Genomic DNA, 20,245 nt, shown 5'->3' with positions numbered 1-20,245 from the left:
CGGGCGGGGAGTGCAGGTCGTCGAATAAATGACACTGAAGAATATCAGGTGAAAAAAATCATCAAAAACTCTTCTTTTCTGTTTGTTACTCAACCCTTTATTACCACCTTGTTACTCAATCCTTTATTACCCCCTCTTGATTAAAAGGCACACTGTCCCGTAGTTTAAACCCACAGCTTGGTTTCTGAATGTCTTGAAACAATGGGGAAAACATATGCGGATTTTAGTGGTAGGCGCGGGTGCGACGGGCGGATATTTCGGTGCGCGGCTGGCTCAGGCCGGGCAGGATGTGACATTTTTACTGCGCGAGAAGCGCGCGCTGGCGGTGCAGAAAGACGGATTGACGGTTCACAGCCCGCACGGTGATTTTCACCTGCAACCCGCCGTGGTACAGGCTTCTCAGCTGACCGGCCCTTATGATCTGATTTTGCTGACGGTGAAAAGTTTTGGGCTGGAAGCGGCCATTAAGGATATCGCACCGGTCGTTGGCGAAAATACGCTGGTCATGCCGGTACTTAATGGCATGAAGCACATGGAAACGCTCAGCCAGCGGTTTGGTGAGCACGCGCTGATTGGCGGACTGTGCAAAATCAACGCCACGCTGGATGCCGACGGCCATATCCACCAGATGACGCCGCTGCATCAGATTATCTATGGCGAACTCTCCGGCGAGAAAACCGAGCGCATTCTTAGCGTCGATCAGGCATTTCAGAGCGCCGGTATCGATGCCCTCCTTTCGGAAACCATCATCAGCGATTTGTGGGAGAAGTGGCTGCTGCTGTCAAGCTTCGGCGCCATCACCTGCACCATGCGCGGCAACATCGGTCAGGTCGCCTCTGCGCCTGGCGGAACGGAGTTCGCACAGGCCATCGTGAGCGAAGCATTAACCACCATGAAAGCCTTTGGCTACGCGGAACGCGCGGCGGCGGTGGCGAAAGTCAGGGAAGCCGTGACCGACAAAAATTCGCCGCAGACGTCATCTATGTATCGCGATATGACGCAGGGATATCCTATCGAAGCGGAGCAGATTATTGGTGACCTGGTAGAACGCGCAACGCGTGTGGGGATCAGCATTCCACTTTTACAGGCAGCGTATACGCATTTGTGTGTGTATCAGAAGAACCGCGAATAATATCTGATTTTGCCAAATTTGAAGGCCAGAGGATCTTCAAACGATAAAAACAAAAAACCCGCCAAAAGGCGGGATTTTTGTGGTGCTTCGATTAGCGGTCTGACAATAAACAGACGACTTGCGGGGAGGTGATTAACTCAAATTCACGCACCCGGCTACAAATCGCGCGAACTCATTGTTCTGGCATATCTTTCATGGGTTTAATTTGAGTTAAGTTGAGCCATAAATTCAGTCGCTTGCAAAAATCAAACAGGTTGTTTCAATAAAACCGCCTGGCGTGATATCCAATACAAAATCCACCCCGGGAAATTTTATTCTTCGGGATTGCCTTTTTAATGTCTGCTAATTCTTCCCAGGCAACATGCGTATCAACGTATTATCGCGGCGGCGGTAATGGTGCCAGAGCGCAGCGAAAGCGTGTAATCCGATCAGATAATATCCGGCATTCGCCAGCCATTCATGCAGGGTTTTTAACTGTTTTTGTAATGTCAGATCGGCCAGATAGCTTTTGGGCATTCTGATGTTAAACATCGTCCAGTCATGGCCGCCAAAATATTGCGACAAAATGCCCAGCACCGGTAAACCCATAAACATCAGATAAACAGAACCATGCGTGAGGAGCGACAAACAATGTTGCCAGCGCGGTGGAACAGGTTTAATGGCAGGCGTGACGTACATCGCGCGGATAAAAAGGCGTACGCACATCAGAAATAATACGCAGAAACCCAGGCTGTAATGCGTAAGAGTTAATAGTTCTCGTACAAAGGAACCTTTGGCGAACGCGTCTTTTATATCCATCGTCGTATAGGTCAGAACGACCAAAACAAACACCAGCCAGTGCAGCACAATTTGCGGATAAGAATATCGGGTACGCATAGAAGTTCCGGTAAACAAAGTTACCGTTATCTTACTTGTTGAGACTTAAGCTTACATTAAGACGGCGGTAAACGCGCCGGGGAGAAGATTGTGTGGAAAGAAAAATTAACCGCTTTGGCGGTGAATGAATAAGGGCTTTAAAAGCTGAGAAGTTGGATAACGCTACCTGCCCGTTTCACAAGCTGACAGGTAACGCCCCAACACATCACGATTTAATTAACGCGCGATCATGAAGCTTTCCAGCGCAGCGCCTTTATCCAGAGCGGCTTTGATGGCTGAAGGAGTACGACCCTGACCGGTCCAGGTTTTTTTGGAACCGTCGGTGTCGGTGTACTCATACAGCGCAGGGCGCGGCTTGCGCTTCGCTTTGGTGGTTTCTTTTGCCGCCTGATGCCCCAGCAGGTCATCAATTGCGATGCCGTCATTTGCCAGCATTTCACGATATTTCAGTAATTTCTCATCACGTTCTTGTTGTTGCGCGCTGCGTGCTTTCACGTTCTCGCGGGATTCTTCAACAATAGCGGTCAGTTTTTCCAGAATTTCTTCCAGAGTGCTTAATGGCGTTTCACGAGCCTGAGCCCGAAGTGTACGGATATTATTCAAAACGTTTAACGCGTTGTCCATGATGTGCTCACTTTAGGGGGTATCATTAAATTAGTGACACTGATTCTACACAAACAAATAATGATATCAATTGCGCCAGGATAATATTACAAGCGATTACACAATTCCTTTGCCTGCCGTTTAGTTTCATTGAATGTTAATATGCTATTTTTATAAGGGCTTGCCGCATGAGAATAAATAAAGTTATCCACTTTCCGCTTTACCCCCTTGAAATAGGTTGCGAATTATTAACCTAAATTTAGGCATCTTCTTAATAGTATCGCAGCGTGAATAACCGATGTTGCTATTATGCACAATTGACGCAAGTTCTTTTCTTTTCGTGCGAACCGCTGCGGGGAAAATAGCGTTTTGATAGAATCATCCGATTTTTCTACGCCTCAACGCGTTTTCTGCACAAGAAATAGGGCGTAATTTAACAATTCTCGCCTTAGACTGTGACTTCGGTCACAAACAGGACTTCCCTCATATTATGTTCAAAACCATTATTTTCGTGTGCGCCGCCTGCGTGTTACTCAAACTGGCGCTCGACTGGCAGGTTATTTTACAGACGGTTGAGGGCTGACCGCAGCGACTTTTGCCATCCTGATGAATTCCGACAGATTGCGCGTCAGCGTTCCCCGGCGCCAGATTAGCCAGGTCGTCAGAAAGCGGTAGTTATCCGCCAGCGGCCAGACGCTGACCGTCGTGCTGCCCGGCATACTTTCCAGCATGCTGCGCGGCATCAGCGCCAGCCCGCCGCCCGCAATCACACACGCCAGCATCCCGTGATATGACTCCATCTCGTAGATTTTGCCCGGCGCGGCACCGTCATCGGCAAACCAGCTTTCGAAATGACGGCGATACGAACAGTTCGAACGAAACGCATAGATAATTTCGCCGTTAACCTCTTTCCCCCGCATCACCGCCGCGTGACTGAGCGGTGCCACAATCACCATTTCTTCCTGATAAACCGGGATCCCGTCGAGTACCGGATGCAAAACCGGCCCGTCGACAAACGTCGCTTCCAGTTCACCTTCCACCAGTTTATCCAGCAGTTCGCCCGAAGGGCCAGTGCTCAGCGCCAGTTCGACTTTGCCAAACTGCTGATGATAGCGCGTCAGTAATGCCGGAATGCGCACTGCTGCCGTGCTTTCCAGCGCGCCGAGCGAGAAAATTCCCTGCGGTTCTGTGCCGGACACCGACAAGCGCGCTTCTTCGACTAAATCCAGTATGCGGTTGTTATAGCTGAGAAAATTGCGGCCCGCAGGAGAAAGCCGCAAACGCTGGTTTTCGCGGATAAACAGCTCCACACCCAGCTCGGCTTCAAGCTGTTTAATGCGGGTCGTCAGGTTCGACGGCACGCGGTGTACGCGCTGCGCGGCGGCGCTGATACTGCCGGTTTCGGCCACGGCACGGAACATCTCAAGCTGGGACAGGTTCATAGTGATTCTCAAAAAGTGAACGGTTTGCTTATTTTTATTCATTTTTATTAAATCGCGCAAGCCTCTATTCTTAATGAACTGGCTTAACGAGGACACCGAAATGACGACAGCAACTTCGAACACACATGCAATCTCAGTCAATCCGTTTAACGGCGAACGTATCGCAGATTATGCGTACGACACCGATCTGGCACTTGAAGCCGCCGTTGCGCAGGGCTTTTCTGCCTTCAAACAGTGGCGCAAAACAGACGTCAGCGAACGCGCTGCCCTTTTGATCCGCCTGGCAGCCGCACTGCGCGAAACCAGTGAAGACATCGCCCGCAGCATTTCTCTTGAGATGGGCAAACCGGTGAAACAGGCGCGCGCCGAAGTGGAGAAATCCGCCGGTTTGTGCGAATGGTATGCCGAATATGGCCCGGCGATGCTGGCACCGGAACCGGCTCGGGTCGATAACGGCGAAGCGCACATTCATTACCGCCCTTCCGGCATGATTCTGGCGATTATGCCGTGGAACTTCCCGGTCTGGCAGATCCTGCGCGGCGCGGTTCCGGCCTTGCTGGCGGGGAATACGTTCCTGCTCAAACCTGCGCCGGGCGTCATGGGCACCACATATCTGGTGAAGCAGGCCGTGCTGAAAGCCGGTTTCCCGGCGGGTGCATTTGGCGTGATCAATGTCGGTACTCCGGCCGTTGCCACGCTGATTGCCGATCCGCGCGTGGTGGCGGTGACGGTCACCGGCAGCGTGCGTGCCGGTGCGGCGATTGCGGAACTGGCGGGCAAACAGGTTAAAAAATGCGTGCTGGAACTCGGCGGGTCTGATCCGTTTATCGTTCTGAACGACGCAAGTCTTGACGAAGCGGTGAAAGCCGCCGTCGCCGGGCGTTATCAGAATACCGGGCAGGTTTGCGCCGCTGCAAAACGTCTGATCGTTGAAGAAGGCGTGCTCGACGCATTTACGACGAAATTTGTGGCGGCCACCCGGGCGCTGGTCGTAGGAAATCCGCTGGATGACGCCACTTATATCGGCCCGATGGCCCGTTTCGATTTACGCGATGAGCTGGATAAACAAGTTCAGGACAGCCTGTCCGAAGGCGCGGCGTTGCTGCTGGGCGGTGAGAAAATGGCCGGAAACGGTAACTTCTATGCACCGACTATTCTCGGCAACGTTACACCGGAAATGACGGCATTTCGTCAGGAACTGTTCGGGCCGGTCGCCGCGATTACGGTTGCCCGCGATGCAGATCACGCGGTCGAACTAGCCAATGACAGCGATTTTGGCCTGAGCGCCACGATTTTCACCGCTGATGCAGAACGTGCAAAACAGATGACCGCAGAGCTGGAAACCGGCGGCGTGTTCATTAACGGATACAGCGCATCGGATCCGCGTGTGGCGTTTGGTGGCGTGAAGAAAAGTGGCTATGGCCGCGAGTTGTCGCATTTCGGCCTGCGTGAATTCTGCAACGTGCAGACGGTCTGGACTGACCGCACGTAATCACAGAAACGTGTGGTCAAAACAAGAATCACAGGATTCCATCATCCTGTGATTCTTTGCATTTAATTCCCCTGCGACCTCTCGGCGTAAATTGTGGTGACCGCCTGCTGATTGGCGCTCAGCGTTTCATCCAGCGTTTTCTTCCCTTCCAGCAAATCCGAAATATTCCGCCCGACCGCATCACCCATCTGATCAAAGCCCGGAATACTCACGTACTGCACGCCCTGATACGGCACCGGATATAATGTCGGCTGTTCCGGCGTCGCGGTTTCCACCGCCTGTTTTACGCCGTCTGCGTAAGGCGCGAGTTTCTGGTATTTCACCTGCGCGTAAGAAGAATAGCGGCTGCCCGGCGGGATAGCGCCCCAGCCCACGGTTTTCGCGACGTCCTGAATATATGCCTGCGATGTGGCCCAGGTGATGAATTGCTGCGCTTCGTCTTTATGGCTGGCGCGTTGCGGAACAGCCAGCGCCCACGCCCAAAGCCAGTGCGAACCGTTACTCGAAAGCGCCGTCGGCGCGGGTGCGAAACCGGCGCTGTCGGCGACAGGCGAAATCTGCGGATTAATTACCATTCCGGCGGCGACGGTGCTGTCGATCCAGATCGCGCATTTGCCCTGCGCAAACAGTTTCAGGTTCTGACCAAAGCTGTTGGATGTCCCATCCGGCGGGCCGTAATCATGCATCATCTGTACGTAATCAGTGAGCACTGCACGCCACTCGTCGCTGTCGAGGCGCGGATGCCAGTTTTCATCAAACCATTCCGCGCCATAGGCGTTGGCCATCGTGGTGATAAACGCCACGTTGTCGCCCCACCCCGCCAGGCCGCGCAGGCACAGGCCGTAAACGCCTTGTGATTTATCGGTCAGCTGCGCCGCGAAAGCTTTCACTTCATCCCAGCTCGGATTTTTCGGCATGGTCAGATTTTTTTTCGCGAACAGATCTTTGCGGTAATACGTCATGCTGCTTTCGCCGTAAAACGGCAACGCGTACAGCGTGCCCTGCCAGGAAAGCGCGCTGCGGATGGGCTTGAGCAGATCATCGACATTGTAATCAGCGGGCAAATTGTTGAGCGGTTGCAGCCAGCCTTTTTTGCCCCACAACGGCGCTTCATACGTGCCGACCGTGATCACATCGAAATTCGCCTGCCCGCTGTTCATGTAGCTGAGCACCTGTTTGCGCAGCTCGCCGTCGTCCATGACGTGCCATTCGAGTCTGATGTCCGGATGTGATTTCTCAAACTCACCGGACATCTGCTGCATGATCGTCATGTCACCGTTGGCGATGGTGGCAATTTTGACCACGGTTTGCGCCTGCGCGCTGGCGCAAAAGGCCAGCGGCAGCCAAATACTGAAGACTCGTCGCTGAAAAAGACCTGGCATGAGACCTGACATGTTCGTGCTCCTTTTCGGCTCAGGCATTCGCCAGACGCGGTTGACGGGGCGCTGTTTCCGGCGAATTCAGCGCAGGCAGCGGTTCCAGCACGCCTTCCACGGCACCCGGCGCAAACTGTGCTGACGGACGCAGATGGAAGAACGACATTTTCTCAACCAGCCGCGCCGCGTGTTCGTTCACGGTATGGCTGGCCGCGCTGGCCTCTTCCACCAGCGCCGCATTTTGCTGCGTCGCGCTGTCCATCTGTACGATGGCGACGTTAACCTGATCGATACCGCTGGACTGCTGACGGCTGGCGACGGCGATGTCAGCCACGTACTCCACCATTTTCGCCATGCCGCCGTTGATTTCCTGAAGCGTTTCGCCGGAGCGAAGCACCAGTTTGCTGCCCGCATCGACTTTGCTGACGCTGGTCTGGATCAGGGTTTTGATTTCCTGCGCCGCCGTGGCAGAACGTTGTGCCAGCTGACGCACTTCTGAGGCGACCACCGCAAAACCGCGCCCCTGTTCGCCTGCCCGCGCGGCTTCCACCGCCGCATTCAGCGCCAGCAGATTGGTCTGGAAGGCAATTTCGTCGATCACCCGGTTAATATCGGCAATTTTATTACTGGATTCTTCGATGTCGCGCATTGCGGTCACCGCATCGTCCAGAATTCCGCTGCTTTGCTGCGCCTGTTTGCGGACGGTCTGCGCCAGTTCGCTGGCCTGCGCGGCATTATCGGCGTTGAATTTCACCGTGGCGGTCATTTGTTCCATGCTCGCCGCTGTCTGTTCGAGCGAGCTGGCCTGCGCGTGCGTGCGCGAGGACAAATCATTGTTGCCGTCGGCCATTTGCCCGGCTGCGCTGCTCAGCGCCAGCGCGCTTTCCCCGACTTCGCGCACAATGCCGCTCAGACGGGCGTCCATTTTCGCCAGCGCCTGCATCAGTTCGCCCATTTCATCTTTCGGGATTGCGCCCAGACGGTGATTCAGGCCGCCTTCGGAAATGGATTCAGCCAGACGACGTGCGCGACACACTGCGCCGGTAATCGAACGCACCAGCAACCAGCCCGCTATCCCGGCGACCAGTAAACCGACGGCCAGGATCGCCGCCATACTGTTGCGCATCGTGGCGTACGCCGCTGAGCTGGTGGCGTAATTGTTTTCGGCGTGGCTTCGCATCAGGTTATCCAGCCCGTCGATATCCTGCTGCAATGCCTGACTGCCATTTTTCAAACGCGTTTCGATAATGACCAGCGCACCGGACGGATTGCCTCCGGCGACCAGTTTTGCAGCATGGCTGATGGCGGCCTGATAACTGTTCAGGTCATCGAGAAAAGTGGTGCGGAGTTTTTCGCTGCCGGGCACGGCAAACGTGGCTTCATACGCCTTGCGCTCGGTGGCAATTTGCCTGCCGTAAGCATCAATCTGCGCGACACGCTGATCGACTTCTGCCGGATCGGTCCAGTAGCGCAGCGATTCAAACAGCGTCGCCGATTGCATCTGTGCCAGACGGTATAATTTTGCAGAATGCTGTAACGGTAATAACTCGGTGCGGTAGGTCGAAATCGCACGCTGATCGGCGGCGCGTAACCCTAAAATGGCCCAGACGGCGGCGACAGTCAGCAAGACGCACAACAATCCCACGATGCCAATCAACCGGCTTTTGATGGTAAATCCCATATCAATTCCTCTGATAACAGCGGTAATCCAACAGGAAGGCGTCAGCACCAGATGGCAAATGGGTGATCGCCCTTTGCACGGTTTATCGGCAGGCCTTGAAGAATGTTTAGTCAGTTATTTCAGTCGCCTGTGCCTGCGTCGCAATGACGACTTTGGCGATTTTAGATGGCAGTGGTTTACGTTTAATCAGGGATTTATGCTGCCGGTCAGACGCAAACATATTTTGTTACTTTACGATGGCAAAAGATTTTGGGACGGATAAAACACAAATGATTACTATTCACATTCTCATTGCGTGCTCTTCTTAAAATTTGCGATTCGGGCTGATGACTGCGGTCAGAAGATCCTGTTTAAAGACAATGAAAAGAAGCGGCGGCGCTTTCTATTAATGTGGTTTTTACGGGATACATTATGTCTTTCAGTGGCAGGGATTACGGCGCGGAAACGTCTGCGCCGGAGAACAAAAGTAAGCTTTCAACCTCATTGTCGGCACTGGCGATCCTGGTCATGACGGCTTCCTCCGCGGCTCACGCCGCAGCCGCTACCAGCACAGCGACAGCCGCCGCGCCCGCCGCCGATGAGAATATGGTTGTGGAAGGAACAACGGGCGGAACCGCCGATGAGTCACAGGATTACAACGTCAAAACCACGCGCGCGGGCACGAAAATGTTGCTGACGCCGCGTGACGTACCGCAGTCCGTCAGCGTGATCACTAAACAGCGCATGCAGGATCAGAACCTGCAATCGGTCGGCGACGTGATGGATAACACCACCGGCATCTCGACGGAAGTGATCGACAGCGAACGCGTTTCCTATTTCTCACGCGGCTTTTACATCAATAATTACACCTACGACGGCATTCCTTCTTCCGTCAGCGATACCTGGAACTTTGGCGATGCCGCCGAAGACACCGCCATTTATGACCGCATCGAAGTGGTCCGCGGCGCAACCGGTCTGATGACCGGTGCCGGTAACCCGGCAGCGTCCGTCAATATGGTGCGCAAACAGGCGGACAGCAAACAGTTCACCGGCAATATCAGCGCCAGCTACGGCAGCTGGAATAAGCAGCGTTATGTGCTCGACGTTTCCGGCCCGCTCAACGAAGAAGGCTCGGTGCGCGGCCGCGTCGTGGCCGGTTATCAGGATCAGGACAGCTGGCTCGACCGTTACCATAAAACCAAGAAATTCATTTATGGCGTGGTCGATGCCGACGTGACCGATAACACCACGGTGTCGCTCGGCTACGATTATCAGGAAAACAATACCGGCAATCCGACGTGGGGCGGGCTGCCGACCTGGTACAGCAACGGCGCACGCACGCATTTTGACCGCAGCACCAACACTTCCGCGGACTGGACGCACTACAACACACAATCGCGCAAAGTGTTCGCCAATGTGAAACATGATTTCGATAACGGCTGGACATTCCGCATCAACGGTACGCACGGCGAACAGAAATTCGACGACAAGCTGCTGTATATCGAAGACTTCCCGGACGCGACGACGGGCGAAGGGATTTCCGGGTTCGGCAGTAAAGACCGCGGAACGCGTAAACTGGACTCGGTGGATACCTACGCCAGCGGACCTTTCCAGCTCTTTGGCCGCCAGCATGAAATGGTCGCGGGCGTCAGTTACAGCCGCCAGCACAACTCGACATACAGCGCCAACGGCCCGATCGACAGCGACACCATGGGCAGTTTCAACAACTGGAACGGCGATGTTGCGGAACCGGAATGGGACGACTGGTATCTGAACGCCGACGACGTGGTGCGCCAGAAAGCGGGCTACCTGGCGACCCGGTTCTCGCTGGCCGACCCGCTCTCACTGATTATCGGCGCGCGTTATACGCAGTGGAGCACCGTTGGCAGCAGCGGCAACATGAGTAAAAATAACCTCACTCCTTATGGCGGGCTGGTTTACGACATTGACGATACGTGGTCGGCTTACGCCAGTTATACCTCCATCTTCCAGCCGCAAACCTACCGCACCCGCGACGGCCATTATCTGGCACCGGCCACCGGGAAAAACTACGAAACCGGCCTGAAATCCAGCTGGATGAACGACCGCCTGACCGCCACTTTCGCCGTTTTCCGCATCGAACAGGATAATGTCGCAGAAGCAGACGGCGACAACTTCGTCAATGACACCAGTGAACAGGCCTACTACGCCGCGCAGGGCACGGTCAGCAAAGGGGCAGAATTCGAGATTAACGGCGCAGTGACCGACAACCTGCAAATGACTTTCGGCGCCACACGCTACGTTGCGCGCGATAACACCGGCGGGCGTCTCAACAGCAATATGCCGCAGACGCAGCTCAAACTGTTCAGCCGTTATCAGTTGCCGTGGATGCCGGATCTCACCGTCGGCGGAGGCGTGAACTGGCAAAACCGTACCTTCCAGGATGCCACCGGGCCAGACGGCAACACAGTGCGCGTGTATCAGGGCAGCGTTCCGCTGGTTAATTTGTTCACCCGTTATCAGGTCACCCGTCAGCTCGCGGTGCAGGCGAATATCGATAACCTCTTTGACCGCAGCTATTACTCATGGCTGAGCGATTACGCCGTTTACGGCCAGCCGCGCAGTTATTCCGTCAGCCTTTCTTACGCGTTCTGATTTGACCCGATGAACGTTTTGCCGCAGGTGTTGTGCCTGCGGCTTTCTGTTCTCCAGAAAGCATCCATGAACTGAATTATTGAGTCAGGTCGTCTGCGGAAAAAACTTGCACAGGTCTAATAGATACACCTTAATTTTCAGGTTACGTCTATGACCGGTAAACGCATCGCCCGTGAAAAACTCACTCTCCGCAAAATGATCCACAAATACCGGCCAAAGAAATAATGAGATTTCAGTACTAAGACTGCTTTCACCTTTCGAACGCCATCGCGCAATTAACCCCCTTTTGATGCGGTAATTGCGCGATTGGCTTTCGGAATATTCCGATAACATCCCTGAAATAAACCAACAAAAACGACGCCTGCACGTCTGATTATCTCAGGGAATAACCATGACTCGCCTTCATCGCGCAACAGGCGGCTGTGCCCGTTTTGTCTGCACTTTTCTTCTGTTGTCTTTAGTTTCGGTATCATCGGCCATCGCACAATCCGCAGGCTGTACCGCACTGAATAACGCAACGTTTTCCTCCGCGACATTCGCTGCACAGGCTTATCAGGCCAGCCAGTTTGACGCCGGTGATACGTTGACCCTGACGTTTACCGACTCCGGTGCTGGCGTGAACAGTGACAACACGAACACCGACAGTTTCGGCCTGACGAACTACGGGATGAGCACGTTCACAACCTATTACCCCACAGCAGGCTCCGGCGGTACGGCGGGAACACATACTTATACCGTCACGGGCTCGCAACTGGTGAGTGCCGGACTCCGGTTTCGCATGACGACCAGCCACGGCTACCTCAGCCCGCTCACGGTTTCCTGTACCTCTGCGGCCAGCGTATCAACAGACGCCAGCCTTTCGGCGCTTTCGGCCTCTCAGGGTTCACTGTCTCCGGCGTTTTCCTCCGGCACCTCGTCTTACAACGTGGTTGTGGCCAACAGCGTCACCCGCATTTCTCTGACGCCAACCACCAGCAATAACACGGCAACCGTCACCGTGAACGGCGTTTCCGTCACATCGGGCAGCGCATCCGGTGCGGTTGCGTTAAGCGAAGGTAATAACACATTAAGCGTGGTCGTTACGGCGGGAGACGGGACAACCACTTCCGCCTATACCGTAGTGGTGCAACGCAGCGGGCTGCCACCGGTCGCAGGTTCGAACAGCGCCAGCGTGGTATTTAACAGCAGCAATAACGCCATCACCCTGCCCCTTTCCGGCGGAACAGCCACATCGGTGGCGGTAACGTCTCCGCCCGCACACGGCTCCGTTGCCATCACGGGAACCACCGCCACTTACACACCTGCAAACAACTATTCTGGCGCGGACAGTTTCAGTTATACCGCCAGCAATTCGTGGGGAACGTCCACTCCGGCGACCATCAGCCTGACGATTTCTGCGCCCACGATAACCCTTTCCCCCGCGACGCTCGCAGCAGCGATTTCCGGCACCGCTTACGCCCAGACATTCACGGCAAGCGGCGGTTCGGGCAATTACAGTTTCTCGATATCAGGCACATTACCGCCGGGTTTAACGTTCACACCGGCTGGCGAACTTTCGGGAATACCGGCAGCGGCGGGAAGTTATCATTTTGCGATTATTGCGCAGGATACGGCGAACGCCGCGTCGGGGACGCAAAACTACACAATAACGGTTTCCGGGCAGGCGCCGGTTGCCAATGCGGTCAGCACGACCGTCACCGGGAACAGCAGCAATAATGCCATTGTGCCCTCACTTTCCGGCGGAGCGGCGGCGTCGGTTACCGTTGCCACCGCCCCCCTTCATGGTACGGCGGTCGCTTCCGGCACATCCCTGAGTTATACGCCCGTTGCCGGATATTCAGGCACGGATACCTTCACCTATACCGCCAGCAATAACTGGGGAACCTCTGCGCCAGCCACCGTCAGCCTCCATGTGACCAACGTGACGCTGAGCTTCACACCGGCCAGCGGCACATTGTCTTCTGCCACGGCGGGCACGCCGTGGTCACAGACCATCACGGCCAGCAGCGGCACTTCGCCTTACACCTACAGCGCGTCCGGCCTGCCCGCCGGCCTGACAATCAGCGCCAGCACCGGCGAAATTTCCGGAACGCCGACGGTATCTGGTCGCTATACAATTCAGGTCAGCGCTGCGGATAACTCCGGGATCACCGGCACGGTCAGTTATCAGCTTATCGTTGCCGGTCAGGCACCGGTCGTCAGCGCGGTGTCATCAACCGTGGTCGCCAATACCCGTGAGAATCTGATTGAACCGGTGTTATCCGGCGGCGCAGTAACGTCGCTTGCCATTGTGCAACAACCCGCACACGGCACTGCGCGGATCCAAAGCCTGAAAATCCGCTATACGCCTGTCGCGGGATATTCCGGCAGCGACAGTTTCATCTACAGCGCGTCCAACAATTTTGGCGCGGCACAGGCGACGGTCACACTTAACGTTACCGCCACGACGCTGGCATTTACGCCCGCCAGCGGGGCGTTGCCGGAGGGTCGTGCAGGCACAAGTTACCGTCAGACGTTCAGCGCTTCCGGCGGCACAGCGCCTTATCAGTACCGCATTTCTGGGGTTTTACCGGCCGGATTAGCGCTGGCTGGCGATACCCTGAGCGGGACGCCAGCCGCCGCAGGCAACAGCAATTTCACGCTGACGGCAACGGATGCCAGCGGCGTAACCGGTCAGGTCACGTATACACTCAATATCATCACTGCGGAGCCGGTGGGTGCGAGCCATGCCGCTTCCGTACTGGCCGGTAAATCAGTGCGCGTTAACCTGACCGAAAGCGCCACAGGCGGCCCGTTCACCGGCGCGCGCCTGGTTGATTTACCCCCAAAAACATTAGGTAACGCCACGCTCGGACAGAGTGAAAACAGCGTCTATCTGGATTTTGATGCTGCAAGTCAGGCTTCCGGCACCGTGGCTCTGCGTTATGTGCTGCTGAGGCAAGATTCACAATCTGCGCCTGCGACAGTGACATTCACCATCGCAGGACGCCCTGATCCGTCAAAAGATCCAGATGTTCTCGGTCTGGTCAGTGCCCAGATTCAGTCGGCGCAGAATTTTGCGCGCGCTCAGATCCGTAACTTCAGCGATCGTCTGGAAACCCTGCACAATCCGGCCAGTGTTCACAGCGGGATGAACGGCATCCGTTTCAACATGCCGTCGTCTAAAAAAGAACGCGGACTTGACGATACGCTGTGGAATTCTGCCTGGGAAAATAACCGTCAGACCCCCGAATTGCCCCAGCTGACAGATAAAACCTCCGCACAGCATCCGCTCAACCGCAATAATTCACGCATCAATTACTGGACCGGTGGCTTTGTCGACTTTGGTCATTCCGGCAAAGACGGCGTGAGTTTCAGCCATACGCTGGTGGGGATCAGCACCGGCGCAGACTATCAGTTCACCCCTGCATTTACCGCAGGTATGGGGATGGGTTTTGGCCGGGACGTCAGCGACATTGGGGACAGCGGCTCCCGCAGCAACGGGCGCTCCGTCAGTTCAGCGTTTTATGGCAGTTATCATCCGGACAACTACTTTATCGATGGCCTGCTCGGCTATAGCCGTCTGGACTATGACAGCCGCCGCTACGTAACAGAAATGGATCACTACGCACGCGGCGACCGTGGTGGTTATCAGGTATTTGGCGCAGTCACCACAGGTTACGATTACCGCCTGCCAGACCTGCTTATTTCCCCTTACGGACGTCTGCAATTATCGCGCACCCGTCTGAACAGCTACACCGAATCGAACGCCGACGCCTATGATTTAGCCTTTGCCTCACAAGTGCTGAATGACGTCACCGGCGCCGTTGGGATCCGGACGCAGTACGCGTTGCCGCTGACCTGGTCGATGTTGCGCTGGCAAAGTCGTGTCGAATACACGCACGCCTTCAGCGATCAGGGACGCGCCCGTCTGGGGTATGCGGACAGCGGCAATGACAGCTGGAGCGCAGATGTTTTCGGCAACAGTCAGGAAAATATCATGCTGGGCATGGGGCTGGATTTCCTGCTGCCACACAACATTACGCCGGGCATCGCGTATCAGGGAACGCTGGGGCTGGATGATGCGCGCAGCCGTTCGCAGATGATCATGGTAAGGGTGAATATCGGATTCTGAGGCGTTTAAGAAAAGAGTTACAGGGCGCGAAAGCGCCCTTTTTTTATGCGGGATTGGGTGCGTGGTTTAGGCCGGGAACTAGCGACTTGCATCGACGTCCGGGTTTTCAAGCAGGGCGAGATAACGCTGCGTTACTGCAGGAAGATTCTCCTCCAGCCATTTCGCCATTTGCTCTTCCTGAACTTTGATCGTCCTAAACGTCTGTGCGCCTTGCAGGTCACCCACGGCTTCGGCGGCAACAATCAGGGCGCTGTAACAGGCAATCTCGAAATGCTCGAACACATAGCCGCTGATCCCGCCCTTCACCACTTCATCGCTGACGAACATTCCGCTCAGCGACTGTCCCATCGCCGTGGCTTTTGCGGCTACGTCTTTTATCACCGAATGGGAAGTATCGAGGCGATCCAGCACATCCTGAACCAGTTTCTGCTGGCCCTGTGTTTCCACAATGTGCTCCTGGATGCGGCGCTGTAAAAGCGGGTAATGTTCAAGCCGGTCCGCCATTTTAGTCAGCATGGTTTCTGCTTGTTTTTCCATTGCATGCGCGTCACGCACCCAGTCAATATAATTTTCCTGCGCTTTAGATTTGCTCATTGTTATTCCTTTCATTATAGGGGACGTTACGTAATAGTTCGTGCGCAATTAACTCTTTGCAGTTTTAGTCACGGGTTGTGAACCCGCAATAACCGTTAATTTTTTATCGGTGTCTTTTTCTTCCTGCAATGTTTCTTCAAGTAATTTCGCAGCCTGAGAATATCCCAGTTTTTTCGCCAACGCGGCTAAGGTTCCGTAAGTCGCAATTTCATAATGCTCAACTTTTTGGGCAGCACCGATAAGCCCGGCGTCCAGCACTTCGCCTTTTTCAACAGAATCAATCAGCTCCTGCGCTTCTTCTACCAGCCCTTCCATCGCATGACATTTCATACGTTTAAGGCGAATTTCATCAGAAGACTCAACGACCTGATCTAATCTTTCAATCTGTCCCTGCGTTTCTTCAAGGTGTGTTTTGAAAGCATCGACCAGTTTAGGGTCAGTGGCGGCACGGGCCATTTTAGGCAGCGCCTTGGTTATCTGACGTTCAGCACTATAAACATCAGATAAATCATGAATAAATAATTCTTTTAAGGTTGTAATAGACATTATAGTTCCTTTTTATGGAGGCGAATTTATTAACTCATTAAGCGTAGCCCCTTTGAGCCCCGTAAATTTTGTTTGAGACTTATCTCATCAGAAATATAAAATAAAAATCGTTTTTTATTCATCCCTAAATACGCTAACTCCCTGCCTGCTATGACGATAATATTATTTACCGACAACAGAAAAAAATAACATTGCTTTTATATTAAAAAGCAAACTTCCATTTATGACGTCATGAATTCAGGAAGTGCGTTCGTTTTGTTTGTTCACCGTCAAACGCATTTTCTGCTATGGGAAGTACAGAATGTAACTCACTGCAACGCTTGAAATTTCTCTGGAAAGCAAACCTCAATTTCGCATTAAGCCTGTTGGTTTACTTCTTTGTATTACGCTATAGTGCGCCCGCTGCGGCAAAATCCGCAGCCGGGTTTCGCAGCCTGAATACTAAACCAGTAACACATATGTGATAATTATGTGTTGGGCTTCCTTGTACCTGTCAAACACCGATTTCGTGTTTGCACATTCAATGGTGGCTCAGGCAGGGCAACCCTCGGGTTGGCCGGGTTTCTGGTTTGTACCGGTACTGCGAACCTTGTCTGAGCTACCACCATTAAGAGTTTCGCAGCTCTAGCGGTGGTTAAATTAACAAACCAGAGAGTAAGACAATGAAACTATCGCATAGCCCCACTTTTCTGCCCTTCTGCACCGCGGTTCCTGCGCAAGCCAACACAGGAGCAAACCGTTATGACTAATCAGGACTGGCATCAGGCCGATATCATTGCCGCGTTACGCAAGAAAGGCACCACGCTTGCCGCCGTTTCCCGCGCTGCCGGTCTGAGTTCCTCGACGCTTTCAAATGCGCTTTCCAGACCGTGGCCCAAAGGTGAAATGCTGATTGGTCAGGCGCTGGGTATTCCCCCTTCCGTCATCTGGCCGGGTCGCTATTACCATCCTGTCACCCATGAGCTGATGCAGCGACCACCGCGCGCGGCGAACCGGATTTAAAAACAGGTTTGAGGAAATAAGATTAAGGGTGCTAAATGCGCCCTTTTATTTGTTCATGTCAAAAACACTGAACCTGTAACCCACTGTAAATATCCTCTTTAAATACTGCGTTAATTGTGGCGGAAGTTTGCTTAACAATGAATTAGCAATTAAAGCTAAAGGTCGCAACATGAAAAGGTGTTTATTGGCATTGTGCCGGATAAATATCTCAAGTGCGCAATCGCCTCTGATTATTACGGCACATTCTGAATACCCGAATCATCCGGGTATAGAGACTGTATTAGTGAGGAGTAAATCCATGAAAGGCTTAGTAAATGATGTTTTATCCATATTCTATCCAAAAGCTGTTAAGCCTGTTTTGGTGCGCGCCGGATTATCGCATCGTGAAATAGCCTCCCTGCAAGCCGTCGGCGTGACCACGGTTTCCTGGGCTACGTCCATGGAAGAACTCAACAGCGCGTTTGTTAAAAAAGCGTTAGACGCCGGTGCCGTCGGCTACCACATCACCAATGTGGAATCGCACAAACCGGGCAAGGAAGATCAGCACGTTATGACCGCAACGGCGACCTTCTACCATATCAACCACAAAGTGGCTTATGGCTAATGGATTACAACAGCAGTGTTGAAATGAAAATGCCGCACACCGGGAAGGTTTGCGGCATTTTTTAATTCTCAGAATGGCTATTTGCCATCAACTGAAGGGAACACTCTGCGCCATCAACGCCCATCATTCTCTTTTTCTTAATGTAAAGAACGGGTAAGATTAGCCCGAATAACAACAAATAAGGAAAGGGATAGGAAATGGGATCGATGGTTTTTTGTAGAGGATGCGGAAAGGAGATCCACGAATCTGCCAAAGCATGCCCTCACTGCGGAGCCACTCAAGGCATTAATACGCAGGGGACTAAAAGCAGAATTGCGGCAGCTTTATTAGCATTCTTTTTAGGGGGTTTCGGCGTCCACAAGTTTTACTTAGGCAAGATCGGGCAAGGTTTCTTATACCTCATTTTCTGCTGGACGTTTATTCCGTCAATAATCGCATTCATTGAGTTCATTATTTACTTATGCGATTCAGATGAGAATTTTGCCAAGAAATACGGCTGAACTGTCTCATCCGTCGCGACAAAAGCCACTGATTAAGTGGCTTTTTTTATGTTCTACGCCAGTCAGCTTATGAAATTCATCGTGAGACGTAGTTTTGTGTCTAACACAAACCCCCCGGATTATGCTCAGCTTTCATTCGGTAGACGTGTGAACCGGAAAATTAAAATTTAAATACAATGGGCAAGCAGGTGCCGCTGAAATCAGAAGTGCTTTTGCGGCGGGACAACAAATTGATTTCCAGACGGGTAATACCGCACTGAAATAAATAAGCCATAAAGCACTGAGTTATTCGCTATAAAAAAACCCAGCTCCGCCATTCGGCAGAACCGGGTTTTCAGCAATCGTTGCGCGTTAAATCAGATTACATCTGGATCAGATGTTTGATTTTCACGTCCGGATTGGTGTCGGCGGCGTAATCAACGCCGTTCAGGCCGAAGCCGAACAGGCGCATGAATTCGCTTTTGTAACCTGCGAAATCCGTCAGTTCAGCGATGTTATCGTTGGTGACTTCGTCCCACAGTTTACCGACTTCTTCCTGCACTTCTGGCGCGATCTCTTTCAGGTCAGCGCGCAGACGGCCTTCGTTGTCCAGCAGCGGAGAAGCGCCGTACAGGCTCTGTTTGTACAAGCCGTAAACCTGCTCGATACACCCTTCGTGGGTGCCCTTCTCTTTCATCACTTTGAACAGCAAGGATAGGTACAGCGGCATCACAGGAATGGCAGAACTCGCCTGAGTGACAACGGCTTTCAGAACGGAAACGCGTGCGTCGCCGTGCTGTTCTGACAGTGAGCTGCGGATATCCAGAACACGTTTGTCCAGATCCTTTTTCGCTTCGCCGATAGAACCGTTCCAGTAGATGTCCTGCGTCACTTCTTCACCCAGGTAGGTGAAGGCCGTGGTTTTCGCGCCATCCGCCAGCACACCGGCTGCTTTCAGGTCTTCAATCCACATCTGCCAGTCTTCGCCACCCATCACCGCAACAGTCCCGGCGATTTCTTCCGGCGTTGCAGGTTCGAGCGTGGTTTCGTTAATGGTTTCTTTATCGGTGTTGATGCCACGGATAGTCACTTGCTTACCGATTGGCTTCAGGGTGGAGTTGAACACTTCACCGGTTTTCGGATGGGTACGGCGTGGCGCTGCCAGGCTGTAAACCACCAGATCAACCTGACCGAGATCCTGTTTAATCAGTTCGATGGTTTTCTGTTTTACTTCATCAGAGAACGCATCGCCGTTGATGCTTTTAGCATACAGGCCTTTTGCTTCAGCGAATTCTTCGAATGCGGCAGAGTTGTACCAGCCCGCAGTGGCGGTTTTAGATTCATCGCCCGGACGTTCGAAGAAGATGCCCAGCGTGGCAGCGTCAGAACCGAAAGCAGCGGAGATGCGGGCAGCGAGGCCGTAACCGGTGGAGGCACCGATCACCAGGACTTTTTTCGGGCCGCCGTCGATTTTACCCTGTGCGGTCACGTAATCGATTTGTTCTTTAACGTTCGCCTTGCAACCTTCCGGATGGGCAGTAACACAGATAAAGCCACGGATGCGTGGTTTGATAATCATATAGACCTCATTGTTGCAACTGTCTCAGTAAATTGGCCGATAGAATATAGGTTTGCGCCGTTTCAGGCAAAACCTGCTGCTTTATCCCATCGTAAACAGACTTCTCTTAAGT

Annotated in this window: 15 protein-coding genes; 7 read left to right on the top strand and 8 right to left on the bottom strand. The window is 53.3% G+C overall.

Annotation, left to right across the window (positions count from 1 at the left end; genetic code table 11):
- Positions 1 to 214 precede the first annotated feature (214 nt).
- Complete coding sequence (gene panE / locus J1782_RS07535; protein WP_152326684.1) at positions 215 to 1,132, top strand: 2-dehydropantoate 2-reductase; 918 nt, start codon at positions 215 to 217, stop codon at positions 1,130 to 1,132.
- A gap of 342 nt (positions 1,133 to 1,474) precedes the next feature.
- Here panE and J1782_RS07530 read toward each other — a convergent pair whose 3' ends face one another.
- The 3 genes from J1782_RS07530 to J1782_RS07520 form a co-directional block, all read right to left on the bottom strand.
- Positions 1,475 to 2,008 carry a cytochrome b gene (locus J1782_RS07530; protein ID WP_217152800.1) on the bottom strand — a complete coding sequence of 178 codons (534 nt, stop codon included), beginning with the start codon at positions 2,006 to 2,008 and terminating at the stop codon, positions 1,475 to 1,477.
- Between the two features lie 216 nt (positions 2,009 to 2,224).
- Complete coding sequence (locus J1782_RS07525) at positions 2,225 to 2,632, bottom strand: H-NS family nucleoid-associated regulatory protein (protein ID WP_217152799.1); 408 nt, start codon at positions 2,630 to 2,632, stop codon at positions 2,225 to 2,227.
- 536 nt (positions 2,633 to 3,168) lie between these two features.
- Positions 3,169 to 4,053, bottom strand: coding sequence for a LysR family transcriptional regulator (locus J1782_RS07520; RefSeq protein WP_152326687.1), 885 nt, complete (start codon positions 4,051 to 4,053; stop codon positions 3,169 to 3,171).
- Positions 4,054 to 4,153: 100 nt separating this feature from the next.
- On the opposite strand from J1782_RS07520, the gene J1782_RS07515 reads away from it, so the two are divergent.
- The gene (locus J1782_RS07515; RefSeq protein ID WP_217152798.1) at positions 4,154 to 5,545 is read left to right on the top strand and encodes an aldehyde dehydrogenase family protein; all 1,392 of its coding nucleotides are present in this window, start codon (positions 4,154 to 4,156) and stop codon (positions 5,543 to 5,545) included.
- Between the two features lie 62 nt (positions 5,546 to 5,607).
- On the opposite strand, the gene J1782_RS07510 is transcribed toward J1782_RS07515, so the two are convergent.
- Both J1782_RS07510 and J1782_RS07505 read right to left on the bottom strand, forming a co-directional pair.
- Complete coding sequence (locus tag J1782_RS07510; protein WP_254302968.1) at positions 5,608 to 6,939, bottom strand: sugar ABC transporter substrate-binding protein; 1,332 nt, start codon at positions 6,937 to 6,939, stop codon at positions 5,608 to 5,610.
- Positions 6,940 to 6,958: 19 nt separating this feature from the next.
- Positions 6,959 to 8,602, bottom strand: coding sequence for a methyl-accepting chemotaxis protein (locus tag J1782_RS07505; protein ID WP_217152797.1), 1,644 nt, complete (start codon positions 8,600 to 8,602; stop codon positions 6,959 to 6,961).
- Between the two features lie 411 nt (positions 8,603 to 9,013).
- On the opposite strand from J1782_RS07505, the gene fhuE reads away from it, so the two are divergent.
- Both fhuE and J1782_RS07495 read left to right on the top strand, forming a co-directional pair.
- Positions 9,014 to 11,215 (top strand): ferric-rhodotorulic acid/ferric-coprogen receptor FhuE, encoded by a 2,202-nt coding sequence (fhuE, locus tag J1782_RS07500; RefSeq protein ID WP_217152796.1) that lies wholly within the window; start codon positions 9,014 to 9,016, stop codon positions 11,213 to 11,215.
- Positions 11,216 to 11,606: 391 nt separating this feature from the next.
- Positions 11,607 to 15,329, top strand: a complete 3,723-nt coding sequence (locus J1782_RS07495) for an autotransporter domain-containing protein (RefSeq protein ID WP_217152795.1) — start codon at positions 11,607 to 11,609, stop codon at positions 15,327 to 15,329.
- 78 nt (positions 15,330 to 15,407) lie between these two features.
- Here the strand turns inward: J1782_RS07495 and J1782_RS07490 are convergent, their stop codons facing one another.
- Together J1782_RS07490 and J1782_RS07485 are read right to left on the bottom strand one after the other, a co-directional pair.
- Positions 15,408 to 15,923: a ferritin-like domain-containing protein gene (locus tag J1782_RS07490; RefSeq protein WP_152326692.1), complete on the bottom strand. Its 516-nt coding sequence runs from the start codon at positions 15,921 to 15,923 to the stop codon at positions 15,408 to 15,410.
- A gap of 48 nt (positions 15,924 to 15,971) precedes the next feature.
- Complete coding sequence (locus J1782_RS07485; protein ID WP_152326693.1) at positions 15,972 to 16,469, bottom strand: ferritin-like domain-containing protein; 498 nt, start codon at positions 16,467 to 16,469, stop codon at positions 15,972 to 15,974.
- 741 nt (positions 16,470 to 17,210) lie between these two features.
- Here J1782_RS07485 and J1782_RS07475 point away from each other — a divergent pair.
- The 3 genes from J1782_RS07475 to J1782_RS07465 all read left to right on the top strand — a co-directional run bounded on the left by J1782_RS07475 (position 17,211) and on the right by J1782_RS07465 (position 18,575).
- Entirely contained in the window at positions 17,211 to 17,471 is a 261-nt protein-coding gene (locus J1782_RS07475) for a helix-turn-helix transcriptional regulator (RefSeq protein ID WP_152326694.1), read from the top strand.
- Positions 17,472 to 17,769: 298 nt separating this feature from the next.
- On the top strand, positions 17,770 to 18,075 hold the full coding sequence (locus J1782_RS07470; protein ID WP_165059914.1) for a DUF1471 domain-containing protein: 306 nt from the start codon (positions 17,770 to 17,772) through the stop codon (positions 18,073 to 18,075).
- 197 nt (positions 18,076 to 18,272) lie between these two features.
- A complete protein-coding gene (locus J1782_RS07465; RefSeq protein ID WP_152326695.1) occupies positions 18,273 to 18,575 on the top strand; it encodes a TM2 domain-containing protein in 303 nt (100 codons plus the stop codon).
- Positions 18,576 to 18,936: 361 nt separating this feature from the next.
- Here J1782_RS07465 and fabV read toward each other — a convergent pair whose 3' ends face one another.
- Positions 18,937 to 20,133 carry an enoyl-ACP reductase FabV gene (gene fabV / locus J1782_RS07460; protein ID WP_217152793.1) on the bottom strand — a complete coding sequence of 399 codons (1,197 nt, stop codon included), beginning with the start codon at positions 20,131 to 20,133 and terminating at the stop codon, positions 18,937 to 18,939.
- Positions 20,134 to 20,245: the final 112 nt, after the last annotated feature.

This window comes from Rahnella sp. BCC 1045 (assembly GCF_019049615.1).
Classification (GTDB): Bacteria; Pseudomonadota; Gammaproteobacteria; order Enterobacterales; family Enterobacteriaceae; genus Rahnella; species Rahnella contaminans.
Note: the sequence above shows the minus strand (reverse complement) of the source record. Positions and strands in the feature narration are given on the sequence as shown.

Coding starts and splice junctions, on each gene's coding strand:
- panE (WP_152326684.1), top strand. CDS start 215: ATGCGGATTTTAGTGGTAGGCGCGGGTGCGACGGGCGGATATTTCGGT.
- J1782_RS07530 (WP_217152800.1), bottom strand. CDS start 2,008: ATGCGTACCCGATATTCTTATCCGCAAATTGTGCTGCACTGGCTGGTG.
- J1782_RS07525 (WP_217152799.1), bottom strand. CDS start 2,632: ATGGACAACGCGTTAAACGTTTTGAATAATATCCGTACACTTCGGGCT.
- J1782_RS07520 (WP_152326687.1), bottom strand. CDS start 4,053: ATGAACCTGTCCCAGCTTGAGATGTTCCGTGCCGTGGCCGAAACCGGC.
- J1782_RS07515 (WP_217152798.1), top strand. CDS start 4,154: ATGACGACAGCAACTTCGAACACACATGCAATCTCAGTCAATCCGTTT.
- J1782_RS07510 (WP_254302968.1), bottom strand. CDS start 6,939: ATGTCAGGTCTCATGCCAGGTCTTTTTCAGCGACGAGTCTTCAGTATT.
- J1782_RS07505 (WP_217152797.1), bottom strand. CDS start 8,602: ATGGGATTTACCATCAAAAGCCGGTTGATTGGCATCGTGGGATTGTTG.
- fhuE (WP_217152796.1), top strand. CDS start 9,014: ATGTCTTTCAGTGGCAGGGATTACGGCGCGGAAACGTCTGCGCCGGAG.
- J1782_RS07495 (WP_217152795.1), top strand. CDS start 11,607: ATGACTCGCCTTCATCGCGCAACAGGCGGCTGTGCCCGTTTTGTCTGC.
- J1782_RS07490 (WP_152326692.1), bottom strand. CDS start 15,923: ATGAGCAAATCTAAAGCGCAGGAAAATTATATTGACTGGGTGCGTGAC.
- J1782_RS07485 (WP_152326693.1), bottom strand. CDS start 16,469: ATGTCTATTACAACCTTAAAAGAATTATTTATTCATGATTTATCTGAT.
- J1782_RS07475 (WP_152326694.1), top strand. CDS start 17,211: ATGACTAATCAGGACTGGCATCAGGCCGATATCATTGCCGCGTTACGC.
- J1782_RS07470 (WP_165059914.1), top strand. CDS start 17,770: ATGAAAGGCTTAGTAAATGATGTTTTATCCATATTCTATCCAAAAGCT.
- J1782_RS07465 (WP_152326695.1), top strand. CDS start 18,273: ATGGGATCGATGGTTTTTTGTAGAGGATGCGGAAAGGAGATCCACGAA.
- fabV (WP_217152793.1), bottom strand. CDS start 20,133: ATGATTATCAAACCACGCATCCGTGGCTTTATCTGTGTTACTGCCCAT.